Here is a 12,238-nt window from a genome sequence, read left to right as displayed (position 1 = left end):
GTTATGGGTACCATAATAAATTGCTTCAACAGCTTTTACATTCCCCTGACCGGATTTTGCAATAGATTTCAAGGCCATTAAACGTCCATACCATGAAATACCAGTCATACCAATATTATTATCGCTAACGGCGCCCACAATACCGGCAACATGAGTGCCATGTCCATGATCATCCATGGGCTTGTTGTCCTGGTTAACAAAATCCCAGCCATTAATATCATCGATATAACCGTTACCATCATCATCTAACCCATTGTTTGCAATTTCTCCATTGTTCGTCCAGATATTTTTTTTAAGGTCAGGATGATTGAAATCGATTCCTGTATCCACAATAGCCACAATAACATTGCTATTACCTTTCTGAATTTTCCAGGCTTCCGGTGCATCGATATCGGCATCTTTAGATCCACCGGTTTGACCGGTGTTATTCAATCCCCACTGCTCCGAAAATTTCGAATCTCCAGGAAAAATATCATCAATCCTGTAAATGTAATTTGGCTCGGCATAAACTACATTTGAATTGCTTTCGATGGCAGCCAGGATTTTGTTCAAATCTATTTCTTTGGCAAAGGTAAGCTTGACTAAGGTTGACAATTCTGCCAAATTTAATGTTTTAGAATTAAGTCTTTGGCCGGTTGGTGAGCGAATGAACCGGGGAAGGGGGACAATCGTTTCTATTTGGAAAGATCCAAACTGTCTTTGCAATGCATCAAGTGAAGCAATCCGTAACAATGCTGTTTTTTCCGATTTTACTAAACTCGTACGTTTTTGCGGATTTCTGGGTTTCTCAGCAACGGGTTGAAGCACATTAAGGATTTCAAGAGTAGGTTTGAATTTTACTATAATCTCCCCGGGAACATAATCTTGATACGGAATTAAATTTTGTTGTGCAATGGCTTTAAAGGGAGCATAAACCATGACCAACAAAATAATTGCATAAACAAAGAAATAATAAGTCCGGAAATTTCGATTAGATAAAATCAACATCATACTCTTCAAAAAAAATCTCAATGCGATCTTAGATGGTTTTACAGCAGGAGAAATATATTTTTGGAGATGATTACCGCGTTGGGTGTAATTGCTTGATATGTTTTCATTTTTGATACGATTTAAATAATAACGTTGAACATATTTTGTTAAATCCAGCAATTGAATGGTTTGAAATTTTATAAATTCAATTGGGATACTAAAATGAAAGTTACTATTTTATCTGAAGTTTGCAAGAGAAAAATATTTTATTTTTTATTCATCAACGACTCAAAAAATAAAACAACTGTGGCAAAGTCCAAAATGTCGGAACTTGTTTACAATTCAAAGGCTCTCTAGACAAAACAAACCAAAGCACCTATTACCAGGAAAATGATTAAGCACTGTTTTTTATTTGCGGAACCCTTTTGAGCTTAAGTTGCAGCTCCCAAAATCCCCGGGATTGGATTGTCGATTTGCCAAAAGTTCAAACTCACGTTCATTTGGATGGCAGCGTCCGCCTCAACACAATCTGGCAAATTGCACAAAAAGACAACATTGACCTGGGCGTTGACACAATTCAGGAACTTGCTGCCATTTGTCGTGTTACGCAGCCCATGAAAAACATACAAGAAGTATTGGATGTATTCTGGGTGCACCAGAAAGTGCTCAATTCATATGAGAATATCCGCCGGGTCACTTTTGAGAATATTGAAGATGCTTATCATGATGGCGTGAAACTGTTAGAGCTGCGTTTTGGCCCGACATTTATTGCAGCCGGGAAACCGGCATTGCGTAATGATGACATCATCCGCGGTGTTCTCGATGGCAGCCAGGATGGCATGCAAAAATATCCTATCGAGGTGGGGTTGATCGCCATCGGTGTGCGGGGAATGGACAATGAGCTAAACCGCATTGCCTTAATGGATGTGCTGAAATTCAAAACCAGCCGTTATCCGGTTGCGGAACGCCTGGTGGGGTATGATTTAGCGGATGCTGAAACAGGCACGGAACCGGAAAATTTCCTCGGTTTGATAGAAACGGCCCGCGAGGGTGGATTACATATTACCATTCACAGCGGCGAAGACACCGATGCCGAGTATGTGAAACGGTCTATATTAAGTTTAGGGGCTGAAAGAATTGGCCATGGCATTAAAAGCTGGGGGAATGAAGAGGTGCTGAATTTGATTAAAGAGCGGGATATCCATTTGGAGCTTTCCGTGACTTCCAACTGGCTGACACGATGTGTCGAGAGTTTAGAAACGCACCCCATCAAAAATCTTTACCAGGCAGGGGTTTCCATATCCATCAACACCGATGATCCCCATCTCATGGGAATTAACCTGGTGCATGAATATGAAATGATTGTGGACAAATTTGGCTTGACTCGGCAGGACTTCATGAAAATCAATACCGATGCCCTGGAGCATTCATTTTTGCCTGAAGCCATTAAGTCGAGGGTTCGTAAGCAATATTTTGAATAGAGTTTTTATTTTTTGGTTCTTCCGGCACCCCTCGATAGCAATAATGAAAAACTATGATTGCTATTCGGGATGTTCGATTTTCATAGCAATTTCAGTCAATAAGGAGAAGTCTGAGCGGATGTGAGTTTGATGTTCAAATTCAGCAGCATTAGCGGTCAGTTTCATAAATTCGATGAGGTATTTTTAAACGGAGTTATAGAGCTGTAATTTGTTTATCTCAATTGCCCCTCCTAATCTAGTTTATAACAACTCAAATAGTCAACAGTGTCGTATTAAATCCAAATATCGCTATTTTGCCTCTGGTCTTTCTTGATAAAATCAGGAATATAAAGCTTGACTTTTATGCCATTCTACAACAGCCTGCGAGACAGGATTACAGAACTGGAAGTTTTAAACATAAAAATAGGTTTCATGAATTATTCAGGTTGCTTATTTCCTACCAGATGGGTACAATAATACTAATCTAACCTAAAAATAGGAATTCAAATTGAAAAAAATACTACTGATCACCCTGTTTCTCTTATGCTTATCAGTCAATCAACTTTTTTCCCAATCTGCACTGCTTCGAGGCACGGTTAGCGATCTTGAATCCGGCAAAGCGCTAAACGGTGCAAATATTACCCTCTCACCGGCAAACAAGACTCTGCAAGCCCTGGGAACCGTTTCCAATTCAAATGGCAATTATGAAATTAGAAATATCCCGCCGGGGAGTTATTCAATAACCGTTTCCTATATTGGTTACGAAAAATTTGTGCTCGAGCCCTTCGTTTTAACTTCTAATGAGCAGCGAAAATTAGACGTCTCCTTAAAACCACAAGCGCTGGAAATGGACCCGGTTACTGTATCCGCCCACAAAGAAACCATCGATCGGCAAAGCACCAAAATACTTGAACCGACTGCATCGGTGACCATACTAGATACTATTCAAATTCAACAAAGGCGGGCAATGTCCCCGGCCGATCATTTGATCGGTTTGGCAGGGGTGGATGTCGTCAAAACCGGCATCAACCAAAGTATGGTGGCGATCAGGGGATTCAACGATATTTTTTCCGGCTCTCACTTGCTGATGGTGGACAACCGAATCGGCCGGGTTGCTTCATTGCGGTTCAATGCCTACAACTTTCTGGCAGTCGCAAATTCGGATATCGAACGCATCGAGGTCATTCGTGGTCCTGCCGCATCTTTATACGGTCCCAATAGCGCCAGTGGCGTTACACATATTATCACAAAGTCACCTTTCGGTTCGGAAGGAACTACCATCAATTTTGGTCTTGGGCAGCGCAGTATTTTTACGACAGATTTTCGCTTTGCCGCCAGTATCAACAACAAATTTGGCTTCAAAGTTACAGGCAGTTATATGCAGGGAGTCGATTTTCCATCCCATGACGCCTTTGAGGACTCTGTCCGAACCCGGCTAATCGAAATTGAATTGGATTATCAAAGAAGAGGATTGCTGAATCCCGATCCATTGGACGAAAATGACAAGAGAATTGGCATCCGTGATTTTTACCTTAGCAAAATGGCCGGCACCGCTCGTTTTGACTACCGAATCAACAATAACCTGACCCTCATATTTAATACCGGCTATAACAGCGCTAGCAATATGGAACTGACTAAGATATCTGCTGCAGTGGTTGATAATTGGCGGACTATTTATGGGCAAGCGAAATTGATTTACAAAAATTTGTTTATGCAAGCCTATATTAATACCAGCAATTCGGGAGAAACCTACCTGACTCGTGATGGCGGAGATTTGGTAGATCGATCGAAATTCATTTCTACACAAATTCAAAACAGGACCTCCCTTGGTAATTTCCAGCATTTTACTTATGGCATCGATGCTTATTGGACCCGGCCGGTAACTGCCGGAACGGTGAATGGAGCATTTGAACAGGACGATCAAATCAATGAAGCCGGCTTTTATCTTCAATCGGAAACCAACCTTGGCGAGCAATTTAAATTTGTTTTGGCCGGACGATATGACTTTCATAATCGCATAGACGAGCCATTTTTTTCACCCAGAGCCGGGCTGGTTTATTCTGCCAGTCAAGATCATAGATTCCGCATTTCGTATAGCAAGGCATTTACAACTCCTTCAACGGAAAACCTGTTCCTGGATCGCCTGGTCAGCCCGTTAATCCCTGATCGCTTTCTTAGTTTAAGTCCTTTTGCCGAATTCCAGCCATTTAACATACGGGTTCGAGGCGTTCCGGATAACGGTTTCAAATACGAGCAAAATGAAGAAGGGGGTATAGCCGGTTTGTATATGCAGCCTATTCCATTATATTTCCCGAACCAAAGTGGTTTTATCCCGGCTGATGCGACAGTCATGTGGGATAAAGTTGTAGAATTAATCACCCGGATCAAGGGAAGCGGCCTGGATTTGTTCTTTGCCGGTCTAAAATCAATTCCGGCGCCAACTGCTCAGGACGTATCTTCCGTCTTAAAAACTTTCAATACAACAACCGGGGAGTTTGAGCTTATCGATCCCGGAATTATCACCAATATCCAGGGTCTTGAATCCACAAAAACCACTACATTTGAAATCGGCTACAAAGGCATTCTAAAAAACAAACTCATCGTGAATGTCGATTTATATTATAACCAGATTAAAGATTTCATAGGGCCGTTGTTGCTTGAAACACCCAATGTTTTCTTCGATGAAGAATCTCTTAACGAATTTCTGCTTGCCACGGAAGTCTTCACCTCGAGCACTCAACCTTTTATCACTTTGGCTCCCACTTTTGCCCGGTGGATCTCAAACATTCCAGTAGGAACAGTGACACCCAACGAATCCATTTATCCAGGTGATTTAATGCTTACTTTTCGTAATTTCGGCGACATAAACCTGGTGGGTCTGGATTTAGACTTCTCTTATGCTGCCACCAAAACTCTCAACATCTCCGGAGCGTATTCATACGTTAGCAAAAACATTTTCCAGGATGAAAATAGTGTTCGGGATATTGCCCTGAATGCACCCAAACAGAAGTTTAGTCTCGGTTTACAATATCGGGAACCCAAATCCGGCTTGGGCTGGGGATTTCGCTACCGGTATGTTGCGGGTTTTCCGGTGAATTCAGGCGTATTTATCGGCGAAGTTAATCCTTTCGGAGTTCTCGATCTAAATGCAGGGTTAGACCTTCCCGGTCAATCCGCAATCCGCCTTACTTTAACGGTGCAAAATCTGCTTGACAATAAACATAAGGAGTTTGTCGGAGCTCCCGAGATCGGTCGTCTTGCACACTTCCAGGTTAAATTTTACCCGGATAAATACAAAGATTAAAGTATTTAGACAGGATTAACAGGATGAACAAGATTTATATATGAAAAACAAATTAGCTTATTGCTTGGCTGTTACCGAATGCATCCCAAAAAGAGAAATTGCCATCCCGTCGTGTGCAGGCTGTCGCAGAATAGGCAAAAAGCCTGGAATTGTCATCCTGAACGGAGCGAAGCGGAGTGAAGGATCTTGTTTGAAACTCGTTGTAACTCTAGTATAATCAAGTTATTAAGGGCTGTACCAACAAGATTCTTCTCCCGGCCAGGCGGGATCAGAATGACATTTTAATGATATTGCGCATTCTGCAGCATCCTGCGTGACGGGATGACAGTGATAAGGTATATGAATAGATCAGGTTAATGTATAGAGTTCTGATGATCCTAAAAAGTATGTTTAACAATAGGTTTATAGTGCATCCCAAAACAGAAGATATATAAAATAGTGGGGATTTAGATTCCACCTCTTAAACTCTACTTTATCTGTTTGTGTAAAAATAACTAAAATATTTTTCTTGATTTTTAATCACATGAATTTAACTTTTGATTTATTCTTAAAATAAAATAATCCATTGAGGAACCATGGAAATGTTAGACAAAACAGTTATAAAATCTCAAAAGCCAAAATTGTTGGGTCAGGTTCGTTACATGAAGTAAAAACCAAAATGGATGATCCCAAAGCTATATACACAAACCGAATAAATCGGGCTATCGATTATATGCTTGTTCATTTGGACGAGTCTCCATCACTAGATGAACTCTCCAGGGCTGCTTGTTTCTCCTCTTTCCATTTCCATAGGATTTTTAGGGCTATTACAGGAGAGACAGTAAAGTTTTTTACAAATCGCCTTCGACTAGAGAAGGCAGCCCGTCTCCTAATATACTCCAAAAACTCGGCAACCCATATTGCCCTGGAATCTGGTTTCTCTTCCTCATCCACCTTCTCAAGGTCTTTTAAGCAGTATTTCGGAATTACGCCCAATGAATACAGAAAAAGCGGAATTATTAAAAATAGCAAGATTTGCAAAGAATTCTTTCCTATAGATGAATACATTATTCCCATGTCTACCGAGCAATTAAGGAATAAATTTCCAGTCGACATAAAGGAAATTCCTCAACGACGGGTGGCCTTTATCAGAGTCATGGGTGCTTACCAGGAAAACCGCGTGCTAAATGCATTTTCTCGAATGGTGAATTGGGCGAAGGAGATGGGCTTATATGAAACAGAAACAATTTTTGGAATGTCGTTAGACGATCCCCTGGTAACCCCAAAAGACAAGAATTGCTATGAAGTGTGCCTAACGATTCCGAAATCAATAAATCTTGATCAGGATCTTTGATATTTCTGTAATGACTATGCCCGGGTGCAAGTATGTAATGACCCGAATATCCGGAGACCTTAGAATAGTCGCAACTGCTTGGAGTTACCTGTTTACAAATTGGTTGGTCAACAGCCGCTATGAACCTGAACATCAACATGCTTTAGAGATTTTTTTGGATAAGGATAATATCACCAACTGGGATCATTTTGAACTGGATCTTTGCCTTCCGGTCAAACCACTTCAACACTATAAGCTAAGAAATCTGTAGAAAAATAGGATGATTTTTTTAATTGAAAGATACCTTGTGTAAATTGAATATATAAACAATGGTTCTAATACAATCATTATGGCTAAATAAAAGCAATGTTTTACACAAACGACGGAGGTAATTAAAAATGAAAGAAATAAAAAACATAACTAAAATTCTACTTCTAATCATTTTAACTGCAAGTTGCACAACAAACAATAATAATGACACTAAGATAAACAAAACAGAAAAACCTAAACAAATGGAGACCGCTATGAACGATACAACACCAAAAGTTACTGGCATTGGTGGAATTTTCTTCCGATCGAAAAATCCTAAAGAAACAAGGGAATGGTATAGTAAAAACTTAGGACTTGCAATAGATGATTTCGGTTCGCCTTTTGAATTCAGAAACGCTAATAAACCAGAGGAAATAAATTATCTTAGATGGAGTCCATTTGAGGAAGAAACAGATTATTTCGCCCCATCTGAGAAAGAGTTTATGATAAATTATAGAGTACAGAATATAGAAGGTTTGGTAAAAAAACTCAGAGAAAATAGTGTGACTATAGTGGACGACATTGAAGAGTTTGAATACGGAAAATTTGTTCATATTATGGACCTGGAAGGCAACAAAATTGAACTATGGGAACCCATCGATAGCTTTTTTACTAAAATGGGCGGAGCAACAACCAAATAACAATAGGTTAAGGTCATCAAACCGAGAAAACTACCGAGAGAGTATTTAGATCTACCCTACTTCTTTCCTTCAATCAATTTCACAATCTCCTCACTCGTCATCACATCCTTGGTGAACGAATCATAGGAACTGTAATTTTTCAGCTCCAATGCCACTCTTTTCATAGCAGTCAGACTGGCTTTAAGAAACCCGGGGCCAAGGCTTAATCGGCTGATTCCGATAGCCTCTAACTCCGCCATCGATGCAGTAGATGCGGAGGCATAGACATTGATTGGCGCATCGATTTCAGCCTGGATTTGTTGCAAGGTTTCGACATCGCCCAGCGCGATCGGATAAATACAGTCCGCTCCGGACTCCAGGTAGGCTTTTGCCCGCGTGATGGTTTCTGCCGTCATTTCAGATTTGGATCTGCTCCCGCCGCTAATAAATACATCGATTCTCGCATTAATGACCAATGGCACGCCTTCCTGTTCGGCCATTTGCCGCACAGCGGCGATCCGTTCGCATTGAAAATCGATTGGACGTAATGGTCCTCCCTCAGAAACGCTGTCTTCAATATTAATACCAACCGCACCGACAGCGAGAACCTGCCTGACATTTTCAGCAACCTCTTTGGGATTTTCAGCGTAGCCGCTTTCTATATCTGCAGTCAGTGGTATTTCAACACTGGCAGCAATTCGTCGAATCACATCCAGCATATCCTCAAAACTGATTTTTTGTCCGTCGTCATAACCTAATGAATATGCCACAGCAGCGCTGGCAGTTGCAACGGCAGGATAACCCAAACTTTCCAATAATTTTGCTCCGAGTGGGTCCCAGATATTTGGCAAGACCAGCAGTTTGGCATCATGATGAAGCGCAAGAAAATCCTGGGCTTTTTGAATTTGAACTGATTTTTCCATAAACCTACCTTAATACCATAATGCTAACTAATGGCTAGTATAGTATGAGAACGCCACGTCGCCCTTCGACTCCGCTCAGGATTCCTCGCGATGACACAACAAACTTAATTTCTCATTTTTTTTACTTAAATCTTATGTAACTCATACCCATTGAATAGAACTACGGAACCACAGCAAAAATCCGTACCTGGCCGCCAGAACCGCCCTCGATCTTAATTGGCGCTACGATCAAGTAAGCTCCTTTTGCCGGCAACAAGTGGACGTTTGCCACGTTCTCCAGGTGATATTTGCCGGCGCCATTAAAAATTTTATGAACCGCGAAATCAGTTGATAACCCATAATCGATGCTGAAATTGTCGATCCCGATACCGCGGATATTTCGTTCATTTACCAGGAAATGCGCTGCTTCCGCCGAGAAACCAGGAAAATGCATACGGTTCATTTCATCCTGGTTTTTATAGGCTTCATAGTCTGTCCACTTTTTACTCCAACCGCTGTACATCAGTACGATGGCGCCATCCGGCAGCTTGCCATATTGCTCCTCCCATTCCAAAAGATCATTTTTTGAGAGTAAGTAATCCGGCTCGCTTTCGCACTTTGCGGAAATATCTACCACAGCAGCCGGGCCGAAGAGATCGGCTGCCTGTAACTGGTCTACAGTTGCCTGTCCATCAGCTGAGTGGATTGGAGCATCCATATGTGTGCCAAAATGCTCGGGGGTACTGTAGGCTGCTAAAATGGCTGCGCCGCTTGGGTGAGCAGCTATAATTTCATGCTTAAAGGGATTACCGTCAGGGCTGGGCCAATATGGACTGCTACTGTTAAGGGAATGGGTAAGATCGATCACCCTGGCTTCGCCAGAAAACAAACGGGCAAAGCGATCATTTTCATTTCCGGAATTCGTGCACCCAATAGAAAATAGACACACCACTGTTGTGAAAAATAAAGTGCGCATTTTCATCATCCTTGTATTTGTTAGTTTATGATTGTAATTAATAAATCTTATTTCTAAAAATTGATCCTAATAAATAACCAGTCATGCCGGCAAAACCCGATGCGATCATGGCGACAACACAAGTTATTAAAACCATGGCAAATGAAATTCCAACTCCCATCATGTCTGCAATCCTGGCAGCGATTATTTGACTGCCGGTCAGCCAATAAAACAATGAGGCCAATAGCCAAAGTATTCCAGCGCTCACCATTCCGATGCAGAATCCATCCCAGACGGAATTTGTAGTAAAAAGTGCGAACAAAAATGGAATGACCATGATCCACCACCAAAATGGTGTAAAAATCTGTAGAACCAGGATACTGAAAAAACAAAGTAAACCTTTGGACCACAGGTTTTTCATCATTTACCTACTCGCCTGAAAAGTAGTAGTACTAAACTTATCATTCGCTTCTTCCGGAGTTTTCATAAAATGAAGCTCGAATATTTTTCCATCCACCCAATCATCCACCATAAAATCATAATATTTTGAACCCGGGTTGCCGGAATTTCCGCCGGGATAAATTCCCCAGGCTTTAACTTCGGGCCCTAGTTCTACCACCATTCGCCATGAAGGGCCGTGAGTACGCTGGATGGCATTCACCGTGTTAAAATTTCCGCCGGTGTATAAGCCTTCCCTACCCATCCCAGGAATACTGGCAACATGATTGATATTCGTCCCACGCGATTTTCCTAATTGCCAATTAGCTCCAATAGCGCCAAAATCATTCTCTATTTCAGAAATTGCAGTTTTGAATGAACTTTTGACAAGATCGGCAAGTACTTCCACCACTTCGGTTTCCGGATCATCAAAATATTCATTGTCGGGATCCTTCAAAATCATGTCGGTTGTAATGGTCCGATTTGGCAATCGCAATGAACCGCTTTGATGTTCTCTGAAATCTTTCCAGATCGCCTGGTTCAGGTAAAACCACCAATAATTAAAAATTCGTGGTGCAATAAGATCGGGATTGTGGATATAAGTCCAATCTTTCAGTTCATCGTAGCTGTTTTTTTCGATGCCGGAAAGTGTGGCCGGATCTATAGAATCCAGGAGGACTGGCAGTACTTTTCTGGCGTGAATATTCAGAAAGTCATTTTGCAAACCAACCATATCCTGTACGGTTATGTCTTCCATTTGTGCCAGCCGCTCATTAATTCTGCCACTTCTGGTGTAGCCGGCATAATTCCAACCCAGGTAGTACGGATAGGATTCATCCACCGGGATTTGATTTGCAGAACTGATAAATCCTCTTGTTGGATTTTTTACCAGTGGAAGCTGATCTTTGGGAATAAACTCCTGCCAATCATACAAAGGATCGCTGCCATCTCCAATATATTTGCCTTGATTCTTCCAGCGGAGCGGAAATTTGCCGTTATGATGCATTGCAATATCACCATTTCGATCGGCAAAAACGAAATTTTGTGCCGGTGAATCATAATATTTCAAGGCTTCTTTAAAATCCTGGTAATTCTCCGCTCGACTTAACTTTAGCAGTGCGAGAGATTCAATCGAGGCATCCAGGGCAATCCAACGCATGGCTGTCCCAGGCGGCACCTGGCTGTCAAATGGTTTTTCATCTTCACGATAAACTATAGGCCCATGATGTGTATAGAGCACCGTATCCATAATTGCAGCGCTGCCTTTAACTTTGATCTCTTCAATTCTTCTGGTGGTTTTGCGCCAGGAGCCATCATAAAGATATTCCTGCTTGCTTTCGTCCTTAAATTTGATCTCATACCAATCCAAAACATCTGAGCCCGCATTTGTAACACCCCATGCAATATTCTCATTAAATCCAACGATGATTCCGGGAGCTCCGGGTGAAGTAATCCCATAAACATTTAAACCCGGAGCGGTTAACTGCATTTCATACCAAATTGAGGGTAGCGTTAAAGCCAGGTGAGGATCGTTACTGAGAATCGGAAAGCCGCTCTTTGTTTTGGCGCCGGATACAACCCAATTATTACTGCCGTTGATTGGGCGCCATATTCATAGAAATCATCTCCAAAGAGAGCGCTGATTGTTGGCTCAAAGCTGCCATCTGGCTTTGTGACAGACTTGGGTTGAAAATTCCATTTGGTGTTTTTTGGGATGACAGGCTCTGAAACTGGCGGGAAATCGGGAAACAACTGATCCATGACCCGATCACGCTTCTTTTGAATCAGATCCCCGTGAATTTCCTTGGCATCGATGCCCGCATCGTAAAGTTTCTTGGCCAGCTTGCGGGCGGCGGCCTTGGTATTGGTGAACACGATGGTGATCGGGTGATCGTCTCGTTTCAGTATCTTGTGCAGCAGGCGAAACTTCTCGGGTCGTTCGACGGTCACGTAAGACTGATCGACCTCG

11 protein-coding genes are annotated in these 12,238 nt (G+C 41.9%); 5 read left to right on the top strand and 6 right to left on the bottom strand.

Features of this window, described 5'->3' with window-relative positions:
* The coding region (locus tag IIC38_17670) for a S8 family serine peptidase (GenBank protein ID MCH8127760.1) at nucleotides 1–999 on the bottom strand (999 nt) is incomplete at its 3' end.
* Nucleotides 1,000–1,442: 443 nt separating this feature from the next.
* Here IIC38_17670 and add point away from each other — a divergent pair.
* The 5 genes from add (at nucleotide 1,443) to IIC38_17645 (ending at nucleotide 7,995) form a co-directional block, all read left to right on the top strand.
* On the top strand, nucleotides 1,443–2,450 hold the full coding sequence (add, locus tag IIC38_17665; GenBank protein MCH8127759.1) for an adenosine deaminase: 1,008 nt from the start codon (nucleotides 1,443–1,445) through the stop codon (nucleotides 2,448–2,450).
* Between the two features lie 487 nt (nucleotides 2,451–2,937).
* A complete protein-coding gene (locus IIC38_17660) occupies nucleotides 2,938–5,733 on the top strand; it encodes a TonB-dependent receptor (GenBank protein MCH8127758.1) in 2,796 nt (931 codons plus the stop codon).
* Nucleotides 5,734–6,391: 658 nt separating this feature from the next.
* Nucleotides 6,392–7,066, top strand: a complete 675-nt coding sequence (locus tag IIC38_17655) for an AraC family transcriptional regulator (GenBank protein MCH8127757.1) — start codon at nucleotides 6,392–6,394, stop codon at nucleotides 7,064–7,066.
* Between the two features lie 37 nt (nucleotides 7,067–7,103).
* Nucleotides 7,104–7,316: a GyrI-like domain-containing protein gene (locus IIC38_17650; GenBank protein ID MCH8127756.1), complete on the top strand. Its 213-nt coding sequence runs from the start codon at nucleotides 7,104–7,106 to the stop codon at nucleotides 7,314–7,316.
* A 241-nt stretch (nucleotides 7,317–7,557) separates the two neighbouring features.
* A complete protein-coding gene (locus tag IIC38_17645) occupies nucleotides 7,558–7,995 on the top strand; it encodes a VOC family protein (protein MCH8127755.1) in 438 nt (145 codons plus the stop codon).
* Nucleotides 7,996–8,051: 56 nt separating this feature from the next.
* Here IIC38_17645 and IIC38_17640 read toward each other — a convergent pair whose 3' ends face one another.
* From IIC38_17640 to IIC38_17620, 5 genes are all read right to left on the bottom strand, one after another.
* Nucleotides 8,052–8,897, bottom strand: a complete 846-nt coding sequence (locus IIC38_17640) for an isocitrate lyase/phosphoenolpyruvate mutase family protein (protein ID MCH8127754.1) — start codon at nucleotides 8,895–8,897, stop codon at nucleotides 8,052–8,054.
* Nucleotides 8,898–9,057: 160 nt separating this feature from the next.
* The gene (locus IIC38_17635) at nucleotides 9,058–9,852 is read right to left on the bottom strand and encodes a cyclase family protein (GenBank protein MCH8127753.1); all 795 of its coding nucleotides are present in this window, start codon (nucleotides 9,850–9,852) and stop codon (nucleotides 9,058–9,060) included.
* 37 nt (nucleotides 9,853–9,889) lie between these two features.
* Nucleotides 9,890–10,255 carry a hypothetical protein gene (locus IIC38_17630; GenBank protein ID MCH8127752.1) on the bottom strand — a complete coding sequence of 122 codons (366 nt, stop codon included), beginning with the start codon at nucleotides 10,253–10,255 and terminating at the stop codon, nucleotides 9,890–9,892.
* Nucleotides 10,256–11,881, bottom strand: a complete 1,626-nt coding sequence (locus tag IIC38_17625; protein ID MCH8127751.1) for a penicillin acylase family protein — start codon at nucleotides 11,879–11,881, stop codon at nucleotides 10,256–10,258.
* The coding region (locus IIC38_17620; GenBank protein MCH8127750.1) for a DEAD/DEAH box helicase at nucleotides 11,782–12,238 on the bottom strand (457 nt) is incomplete at its 5' end. The genes IIC38_17620 and IIC38_17625, both read right to left, overlap by 100 nt.

This window comes from candidate division KSB1 bacterium, from assembly GCA_022566355.1.
Taxonomy (GTDB): domain Bacteria; phylum Zhuqueibacterota; class JdFR-76; order JdFR-76; family DREG01; genus JADFJB01.
The sequence above is the reverse complement of the archived record's forward strand: the minus strand, read 5'-3'. Positions and strand labels throughout refer to the sequence as shown.